The following is a 26,418-nucleotide window of genomic DNA, read 5'->3' on the forward strand; positions in this document are numbered from 1 at the left end:
GCGGTGCCCTCCCGGGGTCCGGTCAGCCGGCGGGGTCGCGCGGGTCGACCCGGACCGTGACGGGCTCGGGGTCCTTGCGGGCCGAGGAGCGCGCCCGCAGCGCGGCGAGCTCGCGGGTGAGCTCGGCACCCTCCTCCGGCGCGACGGTCACGAGCGCGCGCCAGCGCTGCTCGCCGTGCGGCAGCGGCCCGAGGACGGTGCCGCTCGGCGGGAGGGGCAGCTCCTCGAGGGCGGCGCCCAGGGCGGCGCGAGTGCCGGTGAGCGCGGCGACGCGGGCGGTCGGCGGCAGGGACAGCTCGCGCCGCTCGGTGAGCTCGCGGTCGGCGAACCACGCAGGGTCCCAGCGCACGAGGGCCTCGACGGCGGGGACCGTCACGTGCAGCGGGGCGCCGCCGAGGACGACCCGGCCACCGTCGGCCGCCGGGCGGACGAGGGCCGCGGCGGTGCACCAGCGGCGCAGCGCCTCCTCGCCGGCGTCGAGCGTCGGGCGGTCGAGCAGGGCCCAGGCGTCGAGGAGCAGCGCGGCCGCGTAGCCGCCGTCCGCCACCGGCTCGGCCCCGGGCGTCGCGACGACGAGCCGCGGCGTCCCCTCGACGACATCGAGCACCGTCCCCGCTCCCGAGCGCTCGACGGGGACCCCCGGGAAGGCCCGCCCGAGCTCCTCGGCGGTCCGGCGCGCCCCGACGACCGAGGACCGCAGCCGGGTGCCGGAGCAGCTCGGGCAGGAGAAGGCGGTCTCGACCCGCCCGCACCAGCGGCAGGCCGGCGGGCCCTGCGGCCCGGTGAGGGCGAGCGGCCCCGAGCAGGCCCGGCAGCGCGCCGGCCGGCGGCAGTCCTGGCAGGACAGCGAGGGCAGGTACCCCCGCCGGGGCACCTGGACGAGCACCGGGCCGGTCGCGAGCGCCTCCTTGGCGGCGCGCCACCCGACGGTCGGCAGGTGGGCGGCGGCCACCGCCGGGTCGCGCTCGACGTCGGTGCCCTCGCCGGCCACGCGGACGGCGGGCACGGCGTCGCGCACCGCCCGACGTGGCGCCTCGACGACCGAGAGCCGCCCGGTCGCGACGAGGTCGGCGACCGCGGCGGAGCGCACGAACCCTGCCGACAGCGCCGCCGCACCCTCGCGGGCTGCGCGGGCCAGCAGCACCTCGCGGACGTGGGGGTAGGGGGCGCGCGGCTCGTCGAGCAGGTCGTCGCCGTCGTCCCACCAGACGACGAGCCCGAGGTCGGCGACCGGCGCGAAGGCCGCCGCCCGGGTGCCGACGACGACGGGCACGTGGGCGCGCAGGGCCTTGAGGAACGCCGTGTACCGGGCCTGCGGTCCCTGGTCGGCCGTCAGCCGGGTGTGCCGGCCCGGCCCGAGGGCCGCGACGAGAGCAGCCTCCATCCGCACGACGTCGCGGTGGTCCGGGACGACGACGACCGCGCCGCGCCCGCCCTCGACGGTGGCCCGCACGGCCTCGGCGAGCAGGGCCGGCCAGGCCCGGACCGGGTCGACCGACGGCAGGGCGAGGACCGCGGCGCCGGGGTCGCCGCCGGCGCGCAGCCGCGCCAGGAACGCCTCACCCGCGGGGTAGGGCGCCCACGCGCCCACGGGCGCCTCCGGCAGCGGCGGGTGCTCGGGCGCCTCGGTGGCGAGCGCCTGCTCGGCCCGCGCGTGGCGGGGCGGGACGGCCAGGCGCAGGACGTCACCGAGGGTCCCGGCGTGGCGCCGGGCCACGGCCCGCGCGGCGTCGAGGACGGCGGGGGTGAGGACGGGCTCGGGCGAGACGAGCCGACGCAGGGGGCTCAGCCGACCGGTGTGCTCGGCCTCGTCGCGGCGCTCGAGGACCCAGCCGTCGAGGTCCTGCCCGGCGAAGCGCACCTTGACCCGGGCGCCCGGCACCGCGCCCTGGGCCATCGACTCCGGGACGACGTACTCGAACGGGCGGTCGAGATGGGCCAGGCCGGTGTCGACCTGGACGAGCGCGACCGGGCGCTCACTCGCCGGCGGGTCCTCGCCGCGCAGGCGCGGACGGGCCGGGCGGGCACCGGCGAGGAGGGCCAGCTGCTCCCCCGCCTCCTCCGTCCCGCTCACGGCCCCGAACCTAGCGGAGCCCGCCGACCCCCTCGGGGGCGGCGGGCTCCGGCTGTGGACGAGCGGCCGGTCAGCCGGCCACCGCGCGCTGCAGCGCCTCGACGCGGTCGGTGCGCTCCCACGTGAAGGCGTTCTCGACGCCCTCGACGGCGGTCCGCCCGAAGTGGCCGTAGGCCGCGGTCGGCTTGTAGATGGGGCGGAGCAGCTCGAGGTCCTCGAGGATCGCCAGCGGGCGCAGGTCGAAGACGCGGCGGATGGCGTCCTGGATCTTCTCGACGGGGGCGGTCTCGGTGCCGAAGGTCTCGACGTAGAGGCCGACCGGCTGGGCGACGCCGATGGCGTAGGCGACCTGGACCTCGCAGCGGCGGGCCAGCCCGGCGGCCACGACGTTCTTGGCGACCCAGCGGGTGGCGTACGCCGCCGAGCGGTCGACCTTCGACGGGTCCTTGCCCGAGAAGGCGCCGCCGCCGTGGCGGGCCATCCCGCCGTAGGTGTCGACGATGATCTTGCGGCCGGTGAGGCCGGCGTCGCCCATCGGGCCACCGATGACGAACTTGCCGGTGGGGTTGATGTAGGTGCGGTAGGCGTCGGTGCGCAGCGTCGTGCCGCCCTCGGCGAGCTCGGCGAGCACCGGCTCGATGACGTGCGTGCGGATGTCGGGCTGCAGCAGGCCCTCGAGGCTGACGTCCTCGGCGTGCTGCGTCGAGAGCACGACGGCGTCGAGCGAGACGGCGGTGTCGCCGTCGTACGCGATGGTCACCTGGGTCTTGCCGTCGGGGCGCAGGTACGAGAGCTCGCCGTCCTTGCGGACCGCCGTGAGGCGCTCGGAGAGCCGGTGCGCGAGGTAGATCGGCAGCGGCATGAGCTCGGGGGTGTCGTCACAGGCGTAGCCGAACATCAGGCCCTGGTCGCCGGCGCCCTGCTTGTCCTTGGGGTCGACGCCGCCGCTGCGGTTCTCGAAGGCGGTGTCCACGCCCTGCGCGATGTCGGGGCTCTGCTGGCCGATCGAGACCTCGACGCCGCACGACGCGCCGTCGAAGCCCTTGGTCGAGGAGTCGTACCCGATGCCGAGCACCGTCTCGCGGACGATCCGCGGGATCTCGACGTAGGCCTCGGTCGTGACCTCGCCGGCGACGTGGACCAGGCCGGTCGTCACCATCGTCTCGACGGCGACCCGGCTGTGCGGGTCCTGCTCGAGCATGGCGTCGAGGATGCTGTCGGAGATCTGGTCGCAGATCTTGTCCGGGTGACCCTCGGTGACCGACTCGGACGTGAACAGGCGTGCGGACACGCGGCAACTCCTTCGATGGGTGGGCGCACCCTCCTGACCTGCTCGGGCACGCCTGACCCAAGATACCGGTCCGTCACATCGCGGACGGGTCCGGTCCGGCATCGGGTCCCCGGTCGTGGAATCATGGCGCGCGTGTCCGAGGGGACCCACGACGAGACGTCGCGCACCGAGACCGACCCCGCCGCGCCCGCGGGGCCGGTCGACGAGGCGCTCTCGCTGCTCACCCGCGCCCAGGAGCTGGCCGACCAGCTGCGCGAGGACGCCGGCCGCGAGCTGAGCGCGGCCCGCGCCGAGGCGGCCCGCATCCGCGCCGAGAGCGACGAGGCCGCCCACGAGCTGGCGTCGCTGACCGCCCGGCTCGACGACGCCCGCGCCGCGTCCGACCAGCGGGTCGAGGAGACCCGCGCCGAGGTCGAGATCCTCCTCGCCGACGCGGCCGACCAGGCGGCCCTGCTGCGCGAGCGGGCGACGAAGGTCAGCGACGAGGCGATCGGCCTCGCCGAGGAGCAGGCCGCCTCCCTCCTGCGCGACGCCGAGGAGCGCGCCGCCGTGCTGCTGGCGCGCGCCCGGGCCGAGCACGAGGCGACGATGGCCCGCCTCGCCGACGACGAGCGGGCCCACCAGGAGCGGTGGCAGGCCGAGCACACCACGCACGCCGCCGAGCTCGAGGCGCTGCGGGTCTCCACCCACGCCGAGCTCGGGTCGCTGCGCGAGGAGGTCGAGGCCTTCGCGGTCCGCCACCGCGAGGAGGCCGAGACCGAGGTCGCCCGGCGGATGGCCGAGCTGGCGACCCGCGAGCGCGGCGCGCAGGTCGAGGCCGAGCTGCTCGTCGAGGACGCCCGGCAGGAGGCCGCGCGCCTCGCCGCCGCCGCGGAGGCGGATGCGGCGTCCGTCGTCGAGGCCGCCGAGCGCCACCTCACGTGGGCCCAGGGCACCGTCCGGGAGGTGCTCGCCCACACCGAGCAGGAGCGCGAGCGGCGCACCCGCGAGCACCACGCCGAGATCGTCGAGCGCACCCGGGCCCACCGGCAGCGGGCTCAGACCCTCCTCGGGAGCGCCGACGCCAAGAGCCGCGACCGGCTCGCCGAGGCCGAGGCCGCCGCGCGCCGGATGCGCGAGCTCGCCGAGAGCGTCCTCGCCGAGGCCCGCGCCGACGCCGAGCGCACCCGGGAGGCCGCGGCCCGGGAGGCCGAGCGCGTCCTCGAGGACGCCCGGCAGCGCGAGAGCGAGGCCACCGCCCGCGCCGAGCGCCGGGTCGTCGAGGCCGAGGAAGGGGCCCGCCGCGTCCGCCACGGCGCCGCCGCCGACGTCGAGCGGATGCAGCGCGAGGCGCACGAGTCGCACCGGGCCGCCCGCGCCGAGATCACCCGCGTCTCCGACGAGGCGCGCGCCCGCGCCGACCTCGTCCGCGCCGAGGCCCACGCCGCCGTCGAGCGGGCCCGCGCCGAGGTGCACACCCTCGCCGCCCGCCGCGACGCCATCACCAGCCAGCTGAGCCGCCTCACCGGGGTCATCGAGGCCCTCGACGTGCACGACGACCAGCCGCCCGCCCCCGACAGCCCCACCCCCGACGAGGAGTCCGCATGAGCCACCCCGAGTTCCCCACCGTCTTCCGGGGCTACGACCCGGTCCAGGTCGACGCCCACCTCGCCGCCCTGCACCAGGCCGTCGACACCGCACGCCAGGACTCCGAGGCGGCCCGCCAGGAGGCCGCGGAGGCCTCGGTGCAGCTGACCCGGGCGCGCCAGGACGGCGAGGCCGCCGCCGCGCAGCTCGAGGAGCACCGCGCCCGGCTCGCGTCCGTCGAGGAGCAGGCCCGCAAGGCCTCGAACCCGACCTTCGCCGACCTCGGCGAGCGGATCGGGACCATCCTCGGGCTCGCCGACGAGGAGGCCGGGGCCATCCGCGCCGCGGCCGCCGCCCACGCCGACGAGGCCCGCCGCGTCGCCGGCGAGGAGTCCTCGCTGACCCGCGCCGAGGCCGACCGCTACGCCGAGGAGGTGCGCGGCCGCGCCGACGGCGACGCCGCCCAGGTCCTCGCGAAGGCCAAGGCCGACGCCGACGCGATCGTCGACGACGCCGCCCGCGAGGCCGCCGCCCGCCGCGAGGAGGCCGAGGCCTACTACGAGCAGCAGCGCGCCCGCACCGCCCAGCAGGCCGCCGACTTCGAGAAGACCCTCGGGGAGCGCCGCGAGGCCGCCGCGGCCGAGTTCAACACCCAGATCGCCGCCCAGGACGAGGCCCTCGCCGCCGTCCAGGAGCGCGCCGACCTGCTCGGCCGCGAGGCCGAGGAGGACCACGCCGCCAAGACCGGCGAGGCCGCCCGCGTCCTCGAGGCCGCCCGCGCCGAGGCCGCCTCGCTCGTGCGCAGCGCCAAGGAGCAGGCCGACCGGGTGCGGCGCGACTCCGAGCGCGAGCTCGCCGCCGCCACCGCCCGCCGCGACAGCATCACCGCGCAGCTCTCGAACGTCCGCAACATGCTCGCGACCCTCGGGGGCCCCGCGGCCGTCGAGGCCGTCGAGCAGCCCGCCCCCGAGCAGCCGGGCCAGGACGAGGACGCGGTCACGGTCGAGGAGCCGACGGTCGTCGAGGACGAGGTCGAGGCACCCGTGGAGGCGCAGGAGGACGAGGCGCCCACGGCGGCCGACGAGACGCAGCCCGTCGCGACCGACGACGACACCGAGCACGAGGTCGAGGAGGTCGACGAGGAGGTCGACGAGGAGGTCGAGCCCGAGGACGCCGCGGTCGACGAGCAGCCCGCCGCCGCCAAGGCGCCGCGCGGCAAGAAGGCCGGCGCCCGCCGCTGACCCCCCGGACGACCGACGAGAACATGCCGTCCACCCCGCGAGGGTGACGGCATGTTCTCGTCGTTCGACCCGATGCCCCGACCCGTCGAGCGAACAGGACACGCCGCCGACGCACCGGTGCAGACGGCGTGTCCTGCTCTCTCGACGGTGGGAGAGGCCTCGGCGGGGTCGCGCGGGACTCGCGTCCGCGTCAGAGGAGGTCGGCGACGACGTCCCAGACGGCCTCGGCGACGAGGGTCTTCGTGGCCGGGCCGACGTCGAGGACGGCGTCGCTCCCCCGGCGCAGGACGTGCACGGTGTTGTCGTCCTTGCCGAAGGTCACGTCGGCCCCGACCTCGTTGACGACGAGGACGTCGCAGCCCTTGCGGGCGAGCTTGGCCCGCCCGTGCTCGAGCACCGACGCGCTCTCGTCGCCGGTCTCGGCCGCGAACCCGACGACGACCGGCGAGGCCGCGCCGCCCCGGGCGTCGACGAGCCCGGCGAGGATGTCGGGGTTGCGCACGAGCGGGACGACCGGCGCGGACTCGTCCGCGCTCCCGTCGGCCCCGGGCTCGTGGGTCTTCTTGATCTTGTGGCCGGCGTAGCTCGCGGGCCGGAAGTCGGCCACGGCGGCGGCCATGACGACGACGTCCGCCTCGGCGGCCTCGGCGCGCACGGCGACCTCCATCTGCAGCGCCGTCTCGACCGGCACGACGCGCACGCCGGCCGGTGCCTCGAGCGCGGCGGCGGAGACGAGGACGACCTGCGCCCCGCGCCGGGCCGCGACGGCGGCGAGGGCGTACCCCTGCTTGCCGGACGAGCGGTTGCCGAGGTAGCGCACCGGGTCGAGCGGCTCGCGGGTGCCCCCGGCCGTGACGACGACGCGGCGCCCCGCGAGGTCATCCCGCGGGGTCGCGGCCCGCGCACCCGCCGCTCCCCCGGACGCGCGCGCGAGCTCGCGGACGCACACCTCGAAGAGCTGCTCCGGCTCGGGCAGGCGCCCCGGGCCGGTGTCGCGACCGGTCAGGCGGCCCGAGGCCGGCGGCACGACGTGGACGCCGCGCTCGCTGAGGGTGGCGATGTTCGCCTGCGTCGCCGGGTGCTCGTACATCTCGGTGTGCATGGCCGGGGCCATGACGACCGGGCACCGCGCGGTGAGCAGGACGTTGGTCAGCAGGTCGTCGGCCTGGCCGGTGGCCGCCCGCGCGAGCAGGTCGGCCGTGGCCGGGGCGACGACGACGAGGTCGGCCTCCTGGCCGATCCGCACGTGCGGGACCTCGGTGATGTCGGACCACACGTCGGTGTGGACCGGCTTGCCCGACAACGCCGCCCACGTCGCCTCGCCGACGAAGTGGAGGGCGGAGGCGGTCGGGACGACGGTGACGTCGTGGCCGGCCTCGGAGAGCAGGCGCAGGAGCGAGCACGCCTTGTACGCGGCGATGCCCCCGGCGACCCCGAGGACGACCTTCACGGGCGTCAGCCCTCGGACGGCTCGTTGGTCGGCTCGGAGGTCAGCAGGCCCTCGTTGATCTCACGCAGGGAGATGGAGAGCGGCTTCTCGTGGACCTCGGAGTCGACGAGCGGGCCGACGTACTCGAGGAGGCCCTCCTGGAGCTGGGCGTAGTAGGCGTTGATCTGCCGGGCCCGCTTCGCGGAGTACAGGACGAGGGCGTACTTGGAGTCGGCCTGCTCGAGGAGCTCGTCGATCGGCGGGTTGGTGATGCCGATGGGGTTCGCCGTGGTTCCGGACACGCGTCAGTCTCGTTTCGTTGCGGGGACAGGGGTTCGCGTCCATGATACGAGGTCCTCGGCCGCGCGCCGAACGTCGTCGTTGACGAGGGTGACGTCGAACTCCTCCGCGGCGGCGAGCTCGATGCGCGCGGTGTCGAGCCGCGCGGCCCGCTCCTCCTCGTCCTCGGTGCCGCGCCCGACGAGCCGGCGGACCAGCTCCTCCCAGCTCGGCGGCGCGAGGAAGACGAAGAACGCCTCGGGCATCGACGCGCGCACCTGACGGGCGCCCTGGAGGTCGATCTCGAGCAGCGCCGGCCGGCCGGTCGCGAGGACGGCCTCGACGGGCCCGCGCGGCGTGCCGTACTTGGCCCGGCCGTGGACGACGGCCCACTCGAGCAGCTCGCCCTGCTCGACCATCCGGTCGAACTCCTCGTCGGAGACGAAGTGGTAGTGCACGCCCTCGACCTCGCCCGGGCGGGGCCGACGGGTCGTCGCCGACACCGACAGCCAGACCTCGGGGTGGTGCTCACGGACGTACGCCGCGAGGGTCCCCTTGCCGACCGCGGTGGGACCGGCGAGGACCGTGAGGCGGGACGGGGTCGTCACTGCCGCCCGAAGCGCTGCAGGAGCGCCGCCACCTGGTTCTGGCCCAGGCCACGGACGCGTCGGCTCTCGCTGATGCCGACCTCCTCCATGATCTGGCGCGCGCGGACCCGGCCGACGCCGGGCATGGACTCGAGGAGCGCGGAGACGCGCATCTTGCCGATGACGTCGTTGACCTTCCCGTCCTCGATGACGCCGTCGAGCGAGGCGCCGCCGTGCTTGAGGCGGTTCTTCACCTCGGCGCGTTCGCGCCGCGAGGCGGCGGCCTTCTCGAGCGCGGCCGCGCGCTGTTCCTGGGTGAGCGGGGGGAGAGCCACGGGGATCGGATCCTTAGTGTCACTGCGAGTGCTGGCTGCTCAACACCCGGCTGTACGCCTGCGACTCTACCGGTCGCGGGAGCGCTCCCGACTCAGGGCCGCGCCGCCTCGACGACCGCCGCCAGCTCGGCCGCGGAACGGCGCGCCGCGGCCCGCAGGGAGGCCGGGTCGGGGCCCGCTCCGAGCACCTCGCGCGAGCTGTTGCCGAGCACCTGGGGCAGGGCGTCGCCGAAGGTCGCGCGCAGCCCCTCGGGGGTCCCCCCCTGCGCCCCGAGGCCCGGGGCGAGCAGCGGCGCGGCGGAGCCGGCGAGGTCGAGCCCGAGGGTGTGGGCGGCGTCCCCGACGGTGGCCCCGACGACGAGCCCGACGCTGCCGAGGGTGCCCTCGGCCCGGGCGTCCGCGTTGTCGGCGGCGGCGCCGTCGACGACGGAGGCGGCGACGCTGCGCCCGTCGGCGGCCGCGTGCTGGACCGACGGCCCCTCGGGGTTGGAGGTGAGGGCGAGCACGAACACGCCCCGGCCGGTCGCGGCGGCGAGGTCGAGCGCCGGCCGCAGCGAGCCGTAGCCGAGGAAGGGGCTGACGGTCATCGCGTCGGCGCGCACCGGCGAGTCGTCGGACAGGTAGGCCTGCGCGTAGCCGCCCATCGTCGTGCCGATGTCGCCGCGCTTGGCGTCGAGCAGCGAGAGCGTCCCGGCCTCGCGCAGCGCCTCCAGGGTGCGCTCGAGGACGGCCACGCCGCGCGAGCCGAACCGCTCGAAGAAGGCCGACTGCGGCTTGACGCAGGCGACCTGTCCGCCGAAGGCCTCGACGCAGGTCATCGCGAAGCGCTCGAGGCCGTCGACGGTGTCGGGCAGTCCCCACGCGTCGAGCAGGGCGGAGTGCGGGTCGATGCCGGGGCAGAACGGGCCGTGCTCGTCCATCGCGGCGCGCAGCCGCGCACCGAAGGTCTGCCGTGTCACAGGCGGGCCATCCTCTCGTGGGCGACGCCGACGATGTCGGCGAAGCGGGTGAAGCCGTGCCGCGCGACGTGCTCCTCGAGCTCGGTGAGCACGCGGCGCGGCGCGGACGGGTCGTTGAACGTGGCGGTGCCGACCTGCACGGCCGACGCGCCGGCGGCGACGAGCTCGAGGGCGTCGGCCCCGGTGCGCACTCCCCCGACCCCGATGACCGGCGCCGTCGGGATGGTGCCGGCGCGCATGGCGGCGGTCACCTGCCAGACGGCCCGGACCGCGACCGGGCGCACGGCCGGGCCGGAGAGCCCGCCGGTGACGCCGGCGAGCTGCGGGCGCAGCAGGTCGGTGTCGATGACGATGCCGAGCAGCGTGTTGATCATCGTCAGGCCGTCGGCGCCGGCGCGCAGGACGGCGTCGGCGATCGACACGATGTCGGTGACGTCGGGCGTCAGCTTCGCGAAGACCGGGACGTCGTCGGGCACGCGGGTGCGGACGATCTGGACGACGCGCTCGGACGACGCCGGGTCGCAGGCGAAGACCAGCCCGCGGTTGGCGACGTTGGGGCAGGAGATGTTCGCCTCGACCCCGACGACGCACGACCACGCGGGCGAGGCGACGAGGCGCTGGACGACCTCGCCGAACTCCTCGGCGGTGTTGCCGGCGACGGAGACGAGCACCCGGGCGCCCTGCGCGGCGAGCCACGGCAGGTCCTGCGCGCAGAACGCGTCGATGCCGGGCCCCTGGAGGCCGATCGAGTTGAGCATCCCGGAGGAGGTCTCGGCCATCCGCGGCGTCGGGCGGCCCGAGCGCGGGTCGCGCATGACCGTCTTCGTGACGAACGCGCCGAGGTCGGAGACGGGGAAGAAGCGGTGCAGCTCCTTGCCGTTGGCGGCACAGCCGGACGCGGTCATCACCGGGTTGGGCAGCGTCGCGCCGGCGAGCGTCGTGCTCATGTCGACCATCAGTGACCCCCCGGCCTCGGGGCGCCGACCGCGTCCTCGGGCACGCGGGTGATGCCCCCGCCGATGGCGTCCCAGCGCACGAGGTCGCCGCGGAAGACCGGCCCCTCGACGCAGGAACGGACCATCCGGGTCGTGCCGTCGGTGCCGCGCACCGGCATGACGCAGGTCATGCAGACGCCGATGCCGCAGGCCATCGACTCCTCGACGGCCACCTGGGCGACGGCGCCGTGGGCCTGCGCGACCTCGGTGACCGAGCGCAGCATCCCCATCGGGCCGCAGGCGTAGACGACGCCCGCGCCGGTGCGGTCGACGACCTCGCCGAGGACGTCGGAGACCCAGCCCCTGCGGCCGGCCGAGCCGTCGTCGGTCGTGACGGTGACGCCGTCGGCGCTGCGGCGGGCCTCGACGACCCCGAAGAGCCGGTCCTCGGAGGCCGCGCCGAGGACCATCTCGACGTGGCAGCCGCGCTCGCGCAGCGCCTCGGCCAGCCAGAACAGCGGCGCGGAGCCGTAGCCGCCGCCGACGAGCACGCAGGGCACGGGCTCGGCGGGCAGCGGGAAGGGCCGCCCGAGCGGCGCGACGACGTCGACGGCGTCGTGCGCGGACAGCCCGGTGAGCCACTGCGTGCCCGGGCCGTGCGCGGCGACGACGACGTCGAGGGTGCCGCCGTAGGTGCCGGACGCCTTGACCTTGTGCAGCGAGAAGCAGCGGCGCAGGAGGTTGGCCGACGTCGGGCCGCCGACGGCGAGCGCGACGAACTGGCCCGGGCGGGCGAGCTCGGCGACGCCGGGCGCGACGATCGTCAGGTGGTGGTAGGCGCCGACCCGCCGGTTGGCGACGACCTCGCCGGCGACCTGGACGACACCGCTCCCGCCGGCGCTCGCGCTCACGCCGGCTCCCCGATCCCGTGCAGGTCCAGGGCCGCCGTGTGCTCCTGGAGCGACATGACGTCGAGGTCGTCGCGCTGCACGGCCTCGATGGCGAGCACGGCGGCCGAGAGCTGCTGGACGGTGGTGACGATCGGCTTGTCCATCGCGGCCGTCGCGGCGCGGATGGCGTAGCCGTCGGCCCGCGTCGTGGCGCTCGGGCCGCTCGGGCTGTTGACGACCATGTCGATCTCGCCGGCGTTGATGAGGTCGACGACCGACTGCTCGTGCTCGCCGCGCTCGGCGTGCTTGCGCACGACGTCGGCCTCGATCCCGTTGCGGTGCAGCACCTCCGCCGTCCCGGAGGTCGACAGGATGCGGAAGCCGAGGTCGACCAGGCGCTTGACCGGGAAGATGATCGCCCGCTTGTCGCGGTTGGCGACCGACACGAACACCGTTCCGCTGGTGGGCAGCCCGCTGATCGCGCCGAGCTGGCTCTTGGCGAAGGCGCGGCCGAAGTCGCGGTCGATGCCCATGACCTCGCCGGTCGAGCGCATCTCCGGGCCGAGCAGGCTGTCGACGACGAGCCCCTCGGCGGTCCGGAACCGCTTGAACGGCAGGACGGCCTCCTTGACCGACACCGGCGAGCTGGCCGGCATCCGGCCGCCGTCGGCGTGGCGCGGCAGCACGCCCTCCTCGCGCAGCTGCGCGATCGTGGCGCCGAGCATGATGCGGGCCGCGGCGTTGGCCAGCGCGACGCCGGTCGCCTTCGCGACGAAGGGCACCGTGCGCGAGGCGCGCGGGTTGGCCTCGAGGACGTAGAGGATGTCCTGCGCGAGGGCGAACTGGACGTTCATCAGGCCGCGCACGCCGATGCCCCGCGCGAGCTTGAGGGTCGACTCGCGGACCCGCTCGAGCTCGGTCGCGCCGAGCGTGACCGGCGGCAGCGCGCACGAGGAGTCGCCGGAGTGGATGCCGGCCTCCTCGACGTGCTCCATGATCCCGCCGAGGTACATCTCCTCGCCGTCGAAGAGGACGTCGACGTCGATCTCGATCGCGTCGTCGAGGAAGCGGTCGACGAGCACCGGGTGCTCGGGACTCGCGACCGTCGCGCGCTCGACGTAGCCCGAGAGGGTCTCGTCGTCGTAGACGATCTCCATCCCGCGACCGCCGAGGACGTACGACGGGCGCACGAGGACGGGGTACCCGATCTCGCGGGCGATCTCGACGGCCTCGGACGCGCTGTACGCGGTCCCGTGCTTCGGTGCGGGCAGGCCGGCCTCGTGCAGGACGCGGCCGAACGCGCCGCGGTCCTCGGCGAGGTCGATGGCCTCGGGCGAGGTGCCGACGATCGGCACGCCCGCCGCCTTGAGCGCCTTGGCCAGGCCGAGCGGCGTCTGCCCGCCGAGCTGGACGACGACGCCCGCGACCGGGCCCGCCTGCTGCTCGGCGTGGACGACCTCGAGGACGTCCTCGAGGGTGAGCGGCTCGAAGTAGAGGCGGCTGCTCGTGTCGTAGTCGGTCGAGACGGTCTCGGGGTTGCAGTTGACCATCACCGTGTCGTAGCCGGCGTCGCGCAGGGCGAAGCTGGCGTGGACGCAGGAGTAGTCGAACTCGACGCCCTGCCCGATGCGGTTCGGTCCGCTGCCGAGGATGAGGACGGCCGGCCGCTCGCGCGGGGTGACCTCGCTCTCCTCGTCGTAGGCGCTGTAGTGGTACGGCGTGCGCGCCGCGAACTCGGCCGCGCAGGTGTCGACGGTCTTGTAGACCGGGCGCACCCCGAGGGCGTGACGCACGCCGCGCACGACGGCCTCGGGCATCCGGCGCAGCGACGCGAGCTGGGTGTCGCTGAAACCGTGCCGCTTCGCGAGGCGCAGCAGCTCGGGCGTCAGCTCCTCGGCGGTCGCGACGTGCTCGGCGACCTCGTTGACGAGCTCCATCTGGTCGAGGAACCACGGGTCGATGCCCGTCGCGTCGTGCACCTCCTCGACCGACAGCCCGCCGCGCAGCGCCTGCTGCACCTGGACGATCCGGCCGTCGGTGGGCCGGCGCGCGCTGTCGAGCAGGGCGCGGGCCGCCTCGGTCGTGGGGCGCGCCCCGTCCCAGTGGAAGCTGCTGCCGGCCTTCTCGAGCGAGCGCAGCGCCTTCTGCAGCGCCTCGGTGAACGAGCGCCCGATGGCCATCGCCTCCCCGACCGACTTCATCGTCGTGGTCAGCGTGTCGTCGGCGGCGGGGAACTTCTCGAACGCGAACCGCGGCACCTTGACGACGACGTAGTCCAGCGTCGGCTCGAAGGACGCCGGCGTCTCCTGCGTGATGTCGTTCGGCACCTCGTCGAGCGTGTAGCCGATGGCCATCCGCGCCGCGATCTTCGCGATGGGGAAGCCGGTGGCCTTGGACGCCAGCGCCGAGGAGCGCGAGACGCGCGGGTTCATCTCGATGACGATGATCCGGCCGTCGGCGGGGTTGACCGCGAACTGGATGTTGCAGCCGCCGGTGTCGACGCCGACCTCGCGGATGACGGCGATGCTGATGTCGCGCAGCCGCTGGTACTCGCGGTCGGTCAGGGTGAGGGCCGGTGCGACGGTGATGGAGTCGCCGGTGTGCACGCCCATCGGGTCGAGGTTCTCGATCGAGCAGACGACGACCACGTTGTCGGCGGTGTCGCGCATCAGCTCGAGCTCGTACTCCTTCCAGCCGAGGATCGACTCCTCGAGGAGCACCTCCGTGACCGGGCTGTACTGCAGGCCGGCACCGCCGATGCGGCGCAGCTCCTCCGGGGTGTACGCGAAGCCGGAGCCGAGGCCGCCCATCGTGAACGAGGGGCGCACGACGACCGGGTAGCCGAGGTCGTCGGCCGCGGCCAGGAGGTCGTCCATCGTGTGGCAGATGGCCGAGCGGGCCGACTCGGCGCCGCAGCGGTCGACGACGCCCTTGAACTTCTCGCGGTCCTCGCCGAGCTGGATGGCCTCGACGTTGGCGCCGATGAGCGGGCAGTCGTAGCGCTCGAGGACGCCCCGCTCGTGCAGCTCCATGGCGCAGTTGAGCGCGGTCTGGCCGCCGAGGGTCGCGAGGACGGCGTCCGGGCGCTCCTTGGCGATGATCTTCTCGACGATCTCGGGGGTGATCGGCTCGATGTAGGTGGCGTCCGCGAACTCCGGGTCGGTCATGATCGTCGCCGGGTTGGAGTTGACGAGGACGACGCGGATGCCCTCCTCGCGCAGGACGCGGCACGCCTGGGTGCCGGAGTAGTCGAACTCGCAGGCCTGCCCGATGACGATCGGGCCGGAGCCGATGACGAGGACGGACTTGATGTCGTCGCGCTTCGGCATCAGGCGCGCACCTCCTGGGTGGTGGTCATGAGATCGCAGAAGCGGTCGAAGAGGTAGGCGGCGTCGTGCGGGCCGGCCGCGGCCTCCGGGTGGTACTGGACGGAGAAGGCGACCAGGCGGCCGTCGCGGCGGACCTCCAGGCCCTCGACGACGTCGTCGTTGAGGCAGACGTGGCTGACGCCCACGTCACCGAAGTCGGTCGCGGTCGTGCCCTCGAGCGGGGCGTCGACGGCGAAGCCGTGGTTGTGCGCGGTGACCTCGACCTTGCCGGTCGTGCGGTCCATGACCGGCTGGTTGATGCCGCGGTGGCCGTACTTGAGCTTGTACGTGCCGAACCCGAGCGCCTTGCCGAGGATCTGGTTGCCGAAGCAGATGCCGAAGTACGGGATGTCCGCGCGCAGCACGCCACGCAGCAGCTCGGCCTGGGTCTCGGCGGTCGCCGGGTCGCCGGGGCCGTTGGAGAAGAAGACGCCGTCGGGGCCGACCGCGCGCACCTCCTCGAGGGTCGCCGTGGCCGGCAGCACGTGCACCTCGATGCCGCGCTCGGCCATCATCCGCGGGGTGTTGGACTTGATGCCGAGGTCGACGGCGGCGACGGTGAAGCGCCTCTCCCCCACCGCCGGCACGACGTAGGCCTCCTGCGTGGCGACCTCGGCCGCGAGGGACGCACCGGTCATGGCCGGGGCGTCGGTGACCCGCTGCAGCAGCTCCGGGCGCGGGCGGGCCGCGAGCTCGCCGGAGAAGATGCCGGCACGCATGGCGCCGCGCTCGCGCAGGTGGCGCGTGAGGGCCCGGGTGTCGACGTCGCAGATGCCGACGACGCCCTGCGCGTCGAGCTCGTCCTCGAGCGTGCGGCGGCTGCGCCAGCTCGACGGGCGCAGCGCGGGGTCGCGCACGACGTAGCCGGCGACCCAGATGCGGCCGGACTCGTCGTCCTCGTCGTTCCAGCCGGTGTTGCCGACGTGCGGCGCGGTCATGACGACGACCTGCCGGTGGTAGCTCGGGTCGGTGAGCGTCTCCTGGTAGCCGGTCATGCCGGTCGAGAAGACGGCCTCGCCGACGGTCTCGCCCCGGCGGCCGTAGGCCGATCCGGTGAAGGTGCGCCCGTCCTCGAGGACGAGGACGGCGGGTTCGCGGGTGGTCAGCACGGTGCGGGCTCTCCTTCCCGCGCGGTGACGACACCGCGCAGGATCGTCGTGTGCACGGCCCCGGTGAGGGTGCGCCCGTGCCACGGGGTGTTGCGGGACAGGGAGTGGGAGGCGTCACGGTCGACGGTGACCGCTGCCGTGGGGTCGACGAGGACGAGGTTGGCCGGCTCGCCGGGGGCGAGGGGACGGCCGTGGTCGGCGAGGCGGGCGATGCCCGCCGGCGCCGTCGACAGGACGCGGGCGAGGTCGGCCATCGTCATCCGGCCGGTGGTGACGAGCAGGTCGTGGACGACCGAGAACGCCGTCTCGAGGCCGAGCATCCCGAAGGCGGCGTCGACGAAGGCGTGCTCCTTGTCGTGCCGCGCGTGCGGGGCGTGGTCGGTGGCGACGGCGTCGATCGTGCCGTCGGCCAGGCCCTCGCGCAGCGCCTCCTGGTCCTCGGTCGGGCGCAGCGGCGGGTTGACCTTGTAGACCGGGTCGTAGCCGGCGAGCAGGTCGGTGCCGAGGGCGAGGTGGTGGGGCGCGACCTCGGCGGTCATCCGGATGCCGCGCTCCTTGGCCCAGCGCACGACGTCGAGGCCCTCGGCCGTGCTCACGTGCGCGACGTGGACGCGGCCGCCGGTGTGCCGGGCGAGCATCGCGTCGCGGGCGATGATGCTCGCCTCCGCGACCGGCGGCCAGCCCGGCAGGCCGAGGCGGCCGGAGAGCTCGCCCTCGTGGCAGCAGGCCTGCGGCCCGGCCAGCGCGGGGTCCTGGCTGTGCTGGCTGATGACGCCGTCGAACGGGCGCAGGTACTCCAGCGCGCGGCGCATGACGCGGGCGTCGGCGACGCAGCGGCCGTCGTCGGAGAAGACGGTGACCCGGGCCCGGCTGCGGTGCATGAGCCCGAGCTCGGCGAGCTCGTGGCCCTCGAGGCCCTTGGTCACGGCGCCGACCGGCACGACGTCGACGAGGCCGCTGTCGCGCCCCAGCCGCTGGACGTGCTCGGCCGCCTCCGCGGTGTCGGTGACCGGGGTCGTGTTGGCCATCGCGAGGACCGCCGTGTAGCCCCCGACCGCGGCGGCGCGCGAGCCGGAGGCGACGGTCTCGGCGTCCTCGCGGCCCGGCTGGCGCAGGTGGGTGTGCAGGTCGACGAAGCCCGGCAGGAGCGTGAGGCCGTCGGCGTGGTGGCGGGTCAGGCCCTCGGTGTCCTCGACCCGGCCGACCTCGGTGACCGTGCCCTCGCGGACGGCGACGTCGCCGGTGCGGGCGGTGCCGTCGGGCTCGTGCCAGGTGACCCCGGTGAGCAGGAGGTCGCTCATTCGGGGCCCCCGCGAAGTATCTGGAGGAGCGCAGCGGGGGAAGAACTTCGTGGGGTGCCCCTCATGCGGCCACCCCCTCGCCGGCGAGCAGGTGGTAGAGCACGGCCATCCGCACCGCCACCCCCGCCGAGACCTGGTCGAGGACGAGGCTGCGGGCGCCGTCGGCGGCGTCGGCGCTGATCTCGAGGCCGCGGTTCATCGGGCCGGGGTGGCAGATGACGGCCTCGGGGTTGGCGTCGGTCAGGGCGCGCAGCCGCTCGCGCGTGAGGCCGTAGCCCACGGTGTACTCCCTCGGGGTCGGGAAGAAGCCGCCGCTCATCCGCTCCCGCTGGACGCGGAGCATCATCACCGCGTCGGGGCCGGCGGCGAGCACGGCGTCGAGGTCGTCGGTCAGGTGCAGGCCGTCGCGCTCGGCCCACGGCCGGATGCCGCTCGGCATGAGCGTCGGCGGGGCGACGAGGGTGACCTCGGCGCCGAGGCGGCGCAGGGTGATGGCGTTGGAGCGGAAGACCCGGCTGTGCGTGAGGTCGCCGACGATCGCGACCCGGCGGCCCTCGAGGCTGCCGAGCCGCTGCTCCATCGTGTAGGCGTCGAGGAGGGCCTGGGTCGGGTGCTCGTGGGTGCCGTCGCCGGCGTTGACCACGCTCGCGTCGACCCACTGCGCGACCTGGTGCGCGGCGCCGCTCGCCATGTGCCGGATGACGACGCAGTCGACGCTCATCGCGTCGATCGTCATCACCGTGTCGCGCAGGGACTCGCCCTTGCTCGCCGACGATCCCTTGCCGGTGATGTTGATCGTGTCGGCGCTCATCCACTTGCCCGCGATCTCGAAGCTGCTGCGGGTGCGGGTGGAGTCCTCGAAGAAGAGGTTGATGATCGTCCGGCCGCGCAGGGTCGGCAGCTTCTTGACGTCGCGGCGCTGCACGTCGTGCATCTCGGCGGCGGTGGCCAGGAGCATGCGGACGTCGTCGCGGGTGAGGTCGGCGCTCGAGAGCAGGTGCCTCATCGGGGGCCTCCCGGGGTCGAGGGGCGGCCGGCGCGGGTCTCGCCGGAGGCGATGGTCACGGAGTCGCCGTCGTCGTCGACCCCGGTGAGCCGCACCATGACCCGCTCGGTGTGGGCGGTCGGCAGGTTCTTGCCGACGTGGTCGGCGCGGATCGGCAGCTCGCGGTGGCCGCGGTCGACGAGCACCGCGAGGCGCACGGCGCGGGGGCGGCCGAGGTCGGCGAGGGCGTCGAGCGCGGCGCGGATGGTCCGGCCCGAGTAGAGGACGTCGTCGACGAGGACGACGACGCGGTCGTCGACGCCGCCCGGCGGGATGCGCGTCGGCATCGGGGCCCGGGTCGGCTGGTGGCGCAGGTCGTCGCGGAACATCGTGATGTCGAGCGCGCCGAGCGGCACCTCGACCCCCTCGACCTCGTGGAGCAGGGCCGCGAGCCGGCGGGCCAGCTCGACGCCCCGCGTCGGGATGCCGAGCAGCACGAGGTCGTGGGCGCCCTTGTTGCGCTCGACGATCTCGTGGGCGATGCGGCGGAGGGCTCTCGCGACGTCCGGCTCGCTCATGACGGTGCGCGGGGCACCGGGAGCGGCGGCATCGTCTGCGGTGGGCAGCATGTCGTCAGCGCGCACGGGCGCGGACCTCCTTCCCTGCCTCACGGGACAGGTCGTTAAAGGACGTCGTACGGTCTTGCGGCTGCCACTCTAGCGGCCCCCGGCGGTGCGGGCGCACTCCGCCCGCCCGACGGACGCACGCGCACCTAGGGTCGGTGGATGGCCCCCGTCGCCCGCTCCGTCGCCCTCCTGTCCGACCCGCACGGGGTCCTGCCGGTCCTCGAGGCGGTGCTCGCCGAGCCGGACGTGCGCGCGGCCGACCTCGTCGTCGTGACGGGAGACCTCGTGTCCGGGCCGATGCCCGTCGAGACGCTCGACGCCCTGACCGACCTCGGCGACCGGGTGCTGCTCGTCCGGGGCAACGCCGACCGTGAGGTGGTCGAGGTCGCGCGGGGTGGGCGGTGCGAGCACCCCGAGTCGGTGTTCGCGGGCGAGGTGCTGCGCCCCGACCAGGTGGCGCTGCTCGCCGCGCTCCCCCACCCCGTCGTCCGGCCGGTCGCCGGGTTCGGCGACGTGCTGTTCTGCCACGGCAGCCCCCGCGACGACGACGAGGTCGTGCTCGTCGACACCCGGCTCGAGCGATGGGCCGAGGCCTTCGCGGACGTGCCCGAGGAGGTGCGGACCGTCTGCTGCGGGCACACGCACATGCCCTTCGCGCGGCTCGTCGACCGTCGGCTCGTCGTCAACCCCGGGAGCATCGGGATGCCCTACGGACGCGTCGGCGGGCCGTGGGCCCTCCTGCGTGACGGGCAGGTCTCGCTGCGGCACACCGCGGTCGACGTCGACGCGGTGTGCGAGCGCGTCGTCGCCGAGTCCTCGTACCCCGACGCCCGGGCGTGGGTCGACGAGTACGTCCGTGGCGAGCACTCCGACGCGGTGGCGCTGACGGTCTTCGCACCCCGCGACGGGCGCTGACCGAGCCCGGGCAGGTCAGCCCGCCGCGTGCGGCCGGAAGCCGGAGCAGAGCATGCGCAGGTGGGTGATCCGCTCGTCGGCGGTGCGGTAGTAGGCCTGCTGCTCGGCGGTGAACTCGCCGTCGGGGGTGCGCAGGGCGAGCCGGTAGGAGACCCGGTGGGTGTCCTCGACGGGCGCCCCGACCGTGACGTCGAGCAGGGCCCGGACCTCGTCGGCCGGCTCGAACCACGACCCGAAGAGCACCTCGACGAGCTCGTCGGCGCTCGCGCCCTCCCACGAGCGGCCGGGAGTGAGGCCGCGGAAGTCGACGTCGTCGGCGACGAGGGAGCGCACGGCCCCGGCGTCCTTCGCGGCGATCGCGGCGGCCAGGCGCGGCCCGAGCGTGCTCATCCGCACAGTCGACCACGACCGGCCCGGCGGACGCCAGCCCCGGGCCGCGGCGCCGGTGGCCGATGTCATCCGCGTCGTGAGACGCATAATGCACTGCTATGCATCAGGTAACACACTGTGATGCACTGGTGCGACGCACCGCCCGATCGACCGCCGGAGGAGGACCCGATGACGACCACCGCTCACCCCACGACAGGTGCCCCGACGTGCCAGGGCTCCGACCTCGCGCTCGCGCCGTCGCCGGCGACGACCCCCGGTCGCCAGCCGCTCTTCCCGCCGGCGGACGCCGACGCCGAGGCCTACCGGGCGTGGCTCGTCGCCTCGCCGTGGCCCGAGGTCGTCTTCGCCAGCGCGGGCGCCCGCTGACGGGCTCGCCCACCCGACGGGCTCAGCGGGTGGGGCGGACCATCGCGGTGCGCCGCCCGTGCCGGGCCAGGCCCATCCGCTCCTCGGTCGCGAGCATCGGCGCGAGGCGCGCCGGCGCCTCGATCTCGACGAAGCCCCGGCGCCGGTAGAACGGGCCGTTCCACGGGACGTCGGCGTACGTCATGAGCGTGACCTCCGCCCCGCCGCGCTCGCGCACGCCGGCGACGGCCGCCTCGAGGAGGGCGCCGCCGTGACCCCGGCCCTGGTGCCCGGGCTCGACCGACAGCTGCTCGAGGTGCCAGTGGCCCGCGAGGTCGAGGACGTGCGCGAACCCGACGACCTGCGCGCCGTCGGTCGCGACGAGGAGGAAGCCCGGGACGGCGGCTCGCTCGGCGCCGGAGTCGGCCGGCGGCCAGTCCAGCCCCCCGAAGAGCTCGGCGAACTGCCGGTCCCCGGAGTCCTCGAGCGGGCCGAGGAACGGCAGGTCGGCGGCGGTGGCGGGGCGGACGGTCACGACGGCGACGGTGCCCCTCCCGGCCCGTCCGGTGCAACCGGGTTCCGGGCGACCGGCCTCAGGCGAGGGTCGGCTTGACCTCGGCGAGCCGGGCGAGGAGCCCGTTGACGAAGCGCGGGCTGTCGTCCGTCGAGAGCTCGGTGGCCAGCGAGACCCACTCGCTGATGGCCACGGCCTCGGGGACGTCCGGCGAGTACAGGACCTCCCACGCGCCGAGCCGCAGGATGCTGCGGTCGACGGCGGGCATCCGCTGCAGGGACCAGCCCTGCGCGTAGGTCGTGATGAGCTCGTCGATCTGGTCGCGGTGCTCGGAGACCCCGGAGACGAGGTCGGCCGTCAGCTCGGGCAGCGCGTGCTCGGTGACGGGCTTCGCGAGCCGCTCACGCAGGAGCTCCGCGGCGTCGACGCCCCGCTGCTCGGCCTCGAACAGCAGGTCGAGGGCGCGCTTGCGGGCCTTGGTGCGGGCGGCCACGGGTCAGCTGACCCGACCGAGGTAGGAGCCGTCGCGGGTGTCGACCTTGACCTTGGTGCCGGTCTCGAGGAACAGCGGCACCGCGATCTCGGCGCCGGTCTCGAGCGTGGCGGGCTTGGTGCCACCGGTGGAGCGGTCACCCTGCAGGCCGGGCTCGGTGTAGGTGATCTCGAGGACGACGGAGGCCGGCAGCTCGATGAACAGCACCGACCCGTCGTGGCGGGCGACGGTCGCCTCCTGGTTCTCGAGCATGTACTTCGCGGCGTCGCCGACGACCTCCGGGGTGACCGAGATCTGGTCGTAGGTGTCGCCGTCCATGAAGATGAAGTCCTGGCCGTCGTTGTACAGGTACTGCATGTTGCGCTTGTCGACGTTCGCGGTCTCGACCTTGACGCCGGCGTTGAAGGTCTTGTCGACGACCTTGCCGCTGAGGACGTTCTTGAGCTTGGTGCGCACGAACGCCGGGCCCTTGCCGGGCTTGACGTGCTGGAACTCGATGACGGTCCAGAGCTGGCCCTCGAGGTTGAGGACGAGGCCGTTCTTGAGGTCGTTGGTCGATGCCACGTGCGGGATCTCTCTCGTGTCTCGGTGGGGCGCGCCGCCGGTGGCGGGCGCGCGTCACCCCGGCGAGGGGTGGGGGGATCAGCGGCCATCGTACCGTCCCGGGCCCGACCCCCCGGACCACGCCGACCCCCGATGCGACCCTCCACCCCACCCGCTGCTCCGCGCGATCTGCGCTCGTCCGCGTGCGACCGCACCCGGACCCGCGCAGGTCGCGCGGAGAAGGGGGCGCAGGAGGGCGCGGGGCCCGCCGGGACGTCACCCGCCGCCACCCGGCGCCATCGGGCGCCACCGGGACGTCAGGACGCGTCGCGCGCGGCCAGGTCGACCCACCGCGGCCGCGGCACCGGCTTCACGCCCTGGGCCAGCAGGATGCGCGCCATCCGCGCCTCGTCGAGCGCATCGGCCCAGACCCAGCGCGCGAGCCGCCACCGACGGCGGATGCGGTCCTCGCGCAGCTTCTCGGCCCACAGCGCCTGCTCGGCCGCCGCCGCGTCCGCGCCGTCGGGCACGGCGTACTTGCGCCGCCCGTCGAACTCCCCGACCACCCCGGGCCACCCGAAGTCACCGAGGCCGATGAACCCGTCGTCGTCCTCCAGCGGCACCTGGAGCTCGGGCCGCGGCAGGCGCAGGGTGTACATCCGGGCCCGCGACAGGCTCTCGCCCGGCGACATCGAGCGGCCGTCGGCGAGCTCGGCGACGAGCAGCGCCCGCGGCCGTCCCCAGACGCGCGCGGGGACCTCGGCGGCAGCGGCTGCGAGGTCGCCCGGCGAGGCCAGCCCGTGGCGCAGGGCGTGGTCGGCGGCGGTGAGACCGGACTCGAAGGAGCGCATCCGGGCGAGGTCGACGACGGTGCGCGCGACCCCGGTGACGCGCACGCCGTCCTTCGGCACGCCGCCGCTCGGCAGGCCGACGTGCACCCGGACGACGGCGGACCCCCGCTGCTCGGGGCGGCTGCGGAGCACGCTGACGTGCCGCGGCCACCCCCCGATGACCGGCAGGCCCCACACGGCCGCCGCCGACTCCAGCACGTAGACGTGACGCCCCTGACGCCGCGCGGCGAGGTCGGTGGCGTGGACGAGCGCCGCGTGACGCTGCTCGGGCGTCAGCCCACCCCACACCGCCTCCTCGACCCACGCGCCGTGCCGGACGTGGTGCCAGCCCTCGCGCCCCGGGTCGATGCCCAGCGGCCGCAGGTCCGGGGCCCCACGCAGCAGCGCGGGGTCGAAGGGGGTGGGTGCGGGGTCACCGAGCATCCGCCGACGGTGGCACGTCCGAGCCCCGCGGCGCGGCCGTCATCCACAGGCCCGGGCCGACCGCGCTCTCCTCTGGGCGACCTGCGCGGATGCCCCTGCGGTCGCGCCCGGACCCGCGCAGGTCGCGCGGAGAAGGGGTCAGTGGGCGGGGGCGAGGGCGGCGTAGGCGTCGCGCAGGAGGGACTCCTCCGGCCCCTCGAGGCGCACCGGGTGCGCGAGACCGTCGAGGACGACGAAGCGCAGCCGCGCGCCGCGCGACTTCTTGTCGCGGGCCATGACCGCCAGCAGCTCCTCGAACGGCGCGGCGTCGTACGTCGTCGGCAGCCCGACCGACGTCAGCACCGAGCGGTGCCGCGCGAGCAGCTCGTCCGACACCGTGCCGGTGCGGTGACCGAGCTCGGCAACGAAGACCATCCCGATGGCGACCGCTTCGCCGTGCCGGCGCCGGTAGCCCTCGACCTGCTCGACCGCGTGCCCGAGCGTGTGCCCGTAGTTGAGCACCTCACGCGCGAAGGCCTCGCACAGGTCCCCCGCGACGACCTCGGCCTTGACCGCGACCTTGCGGCGCACGAGCTCGTCGAGGACCGGTGCGTCCCAGCGCACGGCGTCCTCCGGAGCCGCCTCGACGAGCTCGAGGATGCGCGGGTCGGCGATGAACCCGCCCTTGAGCACCTCGGCGAGGCCGGCGACCAGGTCGGCGCGCGGCAGCGTCTCCAGGACGTCGAGGTCGCAGACGACCCCGGCCGGCGTGTGGAAGGAGCCGACGAGGTTCTTTCCCTCGGCCGTGTTGATGCCCGTCTTGCCGCCGACCGCCGCGTCGACCATCGCGAGCAGCGTCGTCGGGACGTGGACGACCGGCACCCCGCGCAGCCACGTCGCGGCGACGAACCCGGCGAGGTCGGTGACGGTGCCGCCGCCGACCGCGACGACGGCGTCGGTGCGGGTGAACGCCTGCTGCCCGAGCACCGCCCAGAGCGACGCGGCGACCTCGGCGTTCTTGGCCCGCTCGGCGTCGGGGACGCTCGCCTCGTGGACGACGAGCCCGGCCGCGCGCAGCGACTCGGCCACGGGCCGCGAGTACCGGTCCAGCCCGTCGGGCCCGACGACCAGCACCTGCCGCGCCCCCTCGGGCACGAGCCCGTCCACCCGGTCGAGCACGCCACGCCCGATGACGACGTCGTGCAGGTCCCCGACGGGGATGACGACCGGCTCGCTCACGCGGGCGCCCCGAGGAGGCGGGCGATCTCGGCGGCGACGTCGTCGGCCGCGCGGCCGGCGGTGTCGACGACGTGCGTCGCGACCCGCTCGTAGATCCCGCGGCGCTCCCCCATGAGGCGCACCCACGAGGCGCGCGGGTTGACGGCGAGCAGCGGGCGCGAGCGGTCCAGGCCGATGCGCTTGGCGGCGTCGGCGATGCCGACCTGGAGGAAGACGACCGTGTGGCCGGCCAGCAGCGGCTCGGTCAGCGGGTCGACCGGCGCTCCCCCACCGAGCGCGACGACCCCCGGCTCCTCCGCCAGCGACCGCGCGACCTCGGCGCGCTCGAGCTCGCGGAAGGCGGGCTCGCCGTCGACGACGAAGATGTCGCCGATGGTGCGCCCCTGCGCGGCCTCGACGGCGGCGTCGGTGTCGTGGAAGGGCACCCCGAGCAGCGCGGCGAGCGCCTCCCCCGTGGTGGTCTTGCCGGAGCCGGGCGGGCCGACGAGGACGACGCGGGGCATCAGGACTCCCAGGTGCGCATCGACGCCGGGATGGCGTCGAGGTAGGCGCGGTGGTTGCGGGCGGTCTCGGCCACGGAGTCGCCGCCGAACTTCTCGAGGCAGGCCTCGGCGAGGACGAGCGCGACCATCGCCTCGGCGACGACGCCGGCGGCCGGGACGGCGCAGACGTCGGAACGCTGGTGGATGGCGGTCGCGGGCTCGTCGGAGGCGACGTCGACGGTGTCGAGGGCGCGGGGCACGGTCGAGATGGGCTTCATCGCCGCGCGCACGCGCAGCACGCCGCCGACCGACATCCCGCCCTCGGTGCCGCCGGCGCGCAGGGTGCGGCGGCGGATGACGCCGTCGTCGCCGCGCTCCATCTCGTCGTGGGCCTGCGAGCCGCGGCGCGCGGCGGTGCGGAAGCCGTCGCCGACCTCGACGCCCTTGATCGCCTGGATGCCCATGAGCGCCGCGCCGAGGCGGGCGTCGAGCCGGCGGTCCCAGTGGACGTGCGAGCCGAGACCCGGGGGCACCCCGACGGCGACGACCTCGACGACGCCGCCGAGCGTGTCGCCGTCCTTGTGAGCGGCGTCGACCTCGGCGACCATCGCGCCCGAGCCCTCGGCGTCGAAGGCGCGCACCGGGTCGGCGTCCAGGGCGGCCACGTCGTCCGGCCCGGGCAGCGGCGCGTCGTCGCGCACGCCGGCCGTGCCGATGGCCACGGTGTGCGAGAGCAGCCGGATGCCGTAGGCCTGCTCGAGGAAGGCGGCGGCGACGGCGCCGAGCGCGACGCGGGCGGCGGTCTCGCGGGCCGAGGCGCGCTCGAGCACCGGGCGGGCGTCCTCGAAGCCGTACTTCTGCATCCCGACGAGGTCGGCGTGCCCGGGGCGCGGCCGGGTGAGGGGCCGGTTGCGGGCCACCTCCTTCTCGGCGTTGACGTCGTCGGAGGCGGCGTAGTCGGCGGCGGCGACCGGGTCGGGGCTCATGACGGTGCGCCACTTGGGCCACTCGGTGTTGCCGATCCGGATGGCGACCGGCGAGCCGAGCGTCCGCCCGAGCCGCAGCCCGCCGAGCACCTCGACCTCGTCCTGCTCGAACTTCTGCCGGGCGCCGCGGCCGTAGCCGAGGCGGCGACGGGCGAGGGCGCCCGCGATGTCGGCGGTCGTCACCTCGACCCCGGCGGGGAGGCCCTCGATGGTCGCGAGGAGGGCGGGTCCGTGGGACTCGCCCGCGGTCAGCCAGCGCAGCATGCCGCCCATCCTGACACGG

At 75.2% G+C, this 26,418-nt stretch carries 26 protein-coding genes; 4 read left to right on the plus strand and 22 right to left on the minus strand.

The window, feature by feature from the left end; all coding sequences use genetic code 11:
* Positions 1–22: 22 nt before the first annotated feature.
* Positions 23–2,074: a primosomal protein N' family DNA-binding protein gene (locus HL663_RS13960; RefSeq protein ID WP_173028941.1), complete on the minus strand. Its 2,052-nt coding sequence runs from the start codon at positions 2,072–2,074 to the stop codon at positions 23–25.
* Between the two features lie 70 nt (positions 2,075–2,144).
* Positions 2,145–3,365 carry a methionine adenosyltransferase gene (metK, locus tag HL663_RS13965; protein ID WP_216842571.1) on the minus strand — a complete coding sequence of 407 codons (1,221 nt, stop codon included), beginning with the start codon at positions 3,363–3,365 and terminating at the stop codon, positions 2,145–2,147.
* 132 nt (positions 3,366–3,497) lie between these two features.
* On the opposite strand from metK, the gene HL663_RS13970 reads away from it, so the two are divergent.
* Both HL663_RS13970 and HL663_RS13975 read left to right on the plus strand, forming a co-directional pair.
* Positions 3,498–4,952, plus strand: coding sequence for a coiled-coil domain-containing protein (locus HL663_RS13970; protein ID WP_173028943.1), 1,455 nt, complete (start codon positions 3,498–3,500; stop codon positions 4,950–4,952).
* Entirely contained in the window at positions 4,949–6,172 is a 1,224-nt protein-coding gene (locus HL663_RS13975) for a DivIVA domain-containing protein (protein ID WP_173028944.1), read from the plus strand. Before HL663_RS13970 ends, HL663_RS13975 begins: the two co-directional genes overlap by 4 nt.
* Positions 6,173–6,362: 190 nt before the next feature.
* Here the strand turns inward: HL663_RS13975 and coaBC are convergent, their stop codons facing one another.
* From coaBC to pyrR, 12 genes are all read right to left on the minus strand, one after another.
* Positions 6,363–7,622 carry a bifunctional phosphopantothenoylcysteine decarboxylase/phosphopantothenate--cysteine ligase CoaBC gene (gene coaBC / locus HL663_RS13980; RefSeq protein WP_173028945.1) on the minus strand — a complete coding sequence of 420 codons (1,260 nt, stop codon included), beginning with the start codon at positions 7,620–7,622 and terminating at the stop codon, positions 6,363–6,365.
* Positions 7,623–7,627: 5 nt separating this feature from the next.
* On the minus strand, positions 7,628–7,903 hold the full coding sequence (gene rpoZ, locus HL663_RS13985; protein WP_173028946.1) for a DNA-directed RNA polymerase subunit omega: 276 nt from the start codon (positions 7,901–7,903) through the stop codon (positions 7,628–7,630).
* A 3-nt stretch (positions 7,904–7,906) separates the two neighbouring features.
* Complete coding sequence (gmk, locus tag HL663_RS13990; protein WP_173028947.1) at positions 7,907–8,488, minus strand: guanylate kinase; 582 nt, start codon at positions 8,486–8,488, stop codon at positions 7,907–7,909.
* Positions 8,485–8,802: an integration host factor, actinobacterial type gene (gene mihF, locus HL663_RS13995; protein WP_173028948.1), complete on the minus strand. Its 318-nt coding sequence runs from the start codon at positions 8,800–8,802 to the stop codon at positions 8,485–8,487. The genes gmk and mihF overlap by 4 nt, the downstream gene beginning before the upstream one ends.
* 92 nt (positions 8,803–8,894) lie before the next feature.
* Positions 8,895–9,722 carry an orotidine-5'-phosphate decarboxylase gene (gene pyrF / locus HL663_RS14000; protein ID WP_173030182.1) on the minus strand — a complete coding sequence of 276 codons (828 nt, stop codon included), beginning with the start codon at positions 9,720–9,722 and terminating at the stop codon, positions 8,895–8,897.
* A gap of 35 nt (positions 9,723–9,757) precedes the next feature.
* Positions 9,758–10,708, minus strand: a complete 951-nt coding sequence (locus HL663_RS14005; protein ID WP_286175637.1) for a dihydroorotate dehydrogenase — start codon at positions 10,706–10,708, stop codon at positions 9,758–9,760.
* An 8-nt stretch (positions 10,709–10,716) separates the two neighbouring features.
* Positions 10,717–11,607: a dihydroorotate dehydrogenase electron transfer subunit gene (locus HL663_RS14010; RefSeq protein WP_173028950.1), complete on the minus strand. Its 891-nt coding sequence runs from the start codon at positions 11,605–11,607 to the stop codon at positions 10,717–10,719.
* Positions 11,604–14,915: a carbamoyl-phosphate synthase large subunit gene (gene carB / locus HL663_RS14015; RefSeq protein ID WP_173028951.1), complete on the minus strand. Its 3,312-nt coding sequence runs from the start codon at positions 14,913–14,915 to the stop codon at positions 11,604–11,606. The genes HL663_RS14010 and carB overlap by 4 nt, the downstream gene beginning before the upstream one ends.
* The gene (carA, locus tag HL663_RS14020) at positions 14,915–16,063 is read right to left on the minus strand and encodes a glutamine-hydrolyzing carbamoyl-phosphate synthase small subunit (protein ID WP_173028952.1); all 1,149 of its coding nucleotides are present in this window, start codon (positions 16,061–16,063) and stop codon (positions 14,915–14,917) included. The genes carB and carA overlap by 1 nt, the downstream gene beginning before the upstream one ends.
* Positions 16,057–17,364, minus strand: a complete 1,308-nt coding sequence (locus tag HL663_RS14025) for a dihydroorotase (protein ID WP_173028953.1) — start codon at positions 17,362–17,364, stop codon at positions 16,057–16,059. The genes carA and HL663_RS14025 overlap by 7 nt, the downstream gene beginning before the upstream one ends.
* Positions 17,365–17,425: 61 nt before the next feature.
* A complete protein-coding gene (locus tag HL663_RS14030; protein WP_173028954.1) occupies positions 17,426–18,370 on the minus strand; it encodes an aspartate carbamoyltransferase catalytic subunit in 945 nt (314 codons plus the stop codon).
* Positions 18,367–18,978, minus strand: a complete 612-nt coding sequence (gene pyrR / locus HL663_RS14035) for a bifunctional pyr operon transcriptional regulator/uracil phosphoribosyltransferase PyrR (protein WP_173028955.1) — start codon at positions 18,976–18,978, stop codon at positions 18,367–18,369. Before pyrR ends, HL663_RS14030 begins: the two co-directional genes overlap by 4 nt.
* Before the next feature lie 156 nt (positions 18,979–19,134).
* Here pyrR and HL663_RS14040 point away from each other — a divergent pair, with 156 nt between their 5' ends.
* Entirely contained in the window at positions 19,135–19,890 is a 756-nt protein-coding gene (locus HL663_RS14040; RefSeq protein WP_173028956.1) for a metallophosphoesterase family protein, read from the plus strand.
* Between the two features lie 15 nt (positions 19,891–19,905).
* Here the strand turns inward: HL663_RS14040 and HL663_RS14045 are convergent, their stop codons facing one another.
* Positions 19,906–20,280 (minus strand): hypothetical protein, encoded by a 375-nt coding sequence (locus HL663_RS14045; RefSeq protein ID WP_173028957.1) that lies wholly within the window; start codon positions 20,278–20,280, stop codon positions 19,906–19,908.
* Between the two features lie 168 nt (positions 20,281–20,448).
* On the opposite strand from HL663_RS14045, the gene HL663_RS14050 reads away from it, so the two are divergent.
* Entirely contained in the window at positions 20,449–20,646 is a 198-nt protein-coding gene (locus tag HL663_RS14050; RefSeq protein WP_173028958.1) for a hypothetical protein, read from the plus strand.
* A 22-nt stretch (positions 20,647–20,668) separates the two neighbouring features.
* Here the strand turns inward: HL663_RS14050 and HL663_RS14055 are convergent, their stop codons facing one another.
* The 7 genes from HL663_RS14055 to aroC form a co-directional block, all read right to left on the minus strand.
* Complete coding sequence (locus HL663_RS14055; RefSeq protein WP_173028959.1) at positions 20,669–21,160, minus strand: GNAT family N-acetyltransferase; 492 nt, start codon at positions 21,158–21,160, stop codon at positions 20,669–20,671.
* 58 nt (positions 21,161–21,218) lie between these two features.
* Positions 21,219–21,632 (minus strand): transcription antitermination factor NusB, encoded by a 414-nt coding sequence (nusB, locus tag HL663_RS14060; RefSeq protein ID WP_173028960.1) that lies wholly within the window; start codon positions 21,630–21,632, stop codon positions 21,219–21,221.
* A gap of 3 nt (positions 21,633–21,635) precedes the next feature.
* On the minus strand, positions 21,636–22,196 hold the full coding sequence (gene efp, locus HL663_RS14065; RefSeq protein ID WP_173028961.1) for an elongation factor P: 561 nt from the start codon (positions 22,194–22,196) through the stop codon (positions 21,636–21,638).
* Between the two features lie 296 nt (positions 22,197–22,492).
* Positions 22,493–23,449 (minus strand): type IV toxin-antitoxin system AbiEi family antitoxin, encoded by a 957-nt coding sequence (locus HL663_RS14070; RefSeq protein ID WP_173028962.1) that lies wholly within the window; start codon positions 23,447–23,449, stop codon positions 22,493–22,495.
* A 138-nt stretch (positions 23,450–23,587) separates the two neighbouring features.
* Entirely contained in the window at positions 23,588–24,667 is a 1,080-nt protein-coding gene (aroB, locus tag HL663_RS14075; protein ID WP_173028963.1) for a 3-dehydroquinate synthase, read from the minus strand.
* Positions 24,664–25,170: a shikimate kinase gene (locus HL663_RS14080; RefSeq protein WP_173028964.1), complete on the minus strand. Its 507-nt coding sequence runs from the start codon at positions 25,168–25,170 to the stop codon at positions 24,664–24,666. The genes aroB and HL663_RS14080 overlap by 4 nt, the downstream gene beginning before the upstream one ends.
* The gene (gene aroC / locus HL663_RS14085; protein ID WP_173028965.1) at positions 25,170–26,399 is read right to left on the minus strand and encodes a chorismate synthase; all 1,230 of its coding nucleotides are present in this window, start codon (positions 26,397–26,399) and stop codon (positions 25,170–25,172) included. The genes HL663_RS14080 and aroC overlap by 1 nt, the downstream gene beginning before the upstream one ends.
* Positions 26,400–26,418: the final 19 nt, after the last annotated feature.

The sequence above is a fragment of the Arthrobacter sp. NEB 688 genome (assembly GCF_013201035.1).
GTDB lineage: Bacteria > Actinomycetota > Actinomycetes > Actinomycetales > Dermatophilaceae > Phycicoccus.

Coding starts and splice junctions, on each gene's coding strand:
- HL663_RS13975 (WP_173028944.1), top strand. CDS start 4,949: ATGAGCCACCCCGAGTTCCCCACCGTCTTCCGGGGCTACGACCCGGTC.
- pyrF (WP_173030182.1), bottom strand. CDS start 9,722: ATGGACGAGCACGGCCCGTTCTGCCCCGGCATCGACCCGCACTCCGCC.
- HL663_RS14005 (WP_286175637.1), bottom strand. CDS start 10,708: ATGAGCACGACGCTCGCCGGCGCGACGCTGCCCAACCCGGTGATGACC.
- carB (WP_173028951.1), bottom strand. CDS start 14,915: ATGCCGAAGCGCGACGACATCAAGTCCGTCCTCGTCATCGGCTCCGGC.
- HL663_RS14025 (WP_173028953.1), bottom strand. CDS start 17,364: ATGAGCGACCTCCTGCTCACCGGGGTCACCTGGCACGAGCCCGACGGC.
- HL663_RS14030 (WP_173028954.1), bottom strand. CDS start 18,370: ATGAGGCACCTGCTCTCGAGCGCCGACCTCACCCGCGACGACGTCCGC.
- pyrR (WP_173028955.1), bottom strand. CDS start 18,978: ATGCTGCCCACCGCAGACGATGCCGCCGCTCCCGGTGCCCCGCGCACC.
- HL663_RS14040 (WP_173028956.1), top strand. CDS start 19,135: ATGGCCCCCGTCGCCCGCTCCGTCGCCCTCCTGTCCGACCCGCACGGG.
- HL663_RS14045 (WP_173028957.1), bottom strand. CDS start 20,280: ATGAGCACGCTCGGGCCGCGCCTGGCCGCCGCGATCGCCGCGAAGGAC.
- HL663_RS14050 (WP_173028958.1), top strand. CDS start 20,449: ATGACGACCACCGCTCACCCCACGACAGGTGCCCCGACGTGCCAGGGC.
- HL663_RS14070 (WP_173028962.1), bottom strand. CDS start 23,449: ATGCTCGGTGACCCCGCACCCACCCCCTTCGACCCCGCGCTGCTGCGT.
- HL663_RS14080 (WP_173028964.1), bottom strand. CDS start 25,170: ATGCCCCGCGTCGTCCTCGTCGGCCCGCCCGGCTCCGGCAAGACCACC.
- aroC (WP_173028965.1), bottom strand. CDS start 26,399: ATGCTGCGCTGGCTGACCGCGGGCGAGTCCCACGGACCCGCCCTCCTC.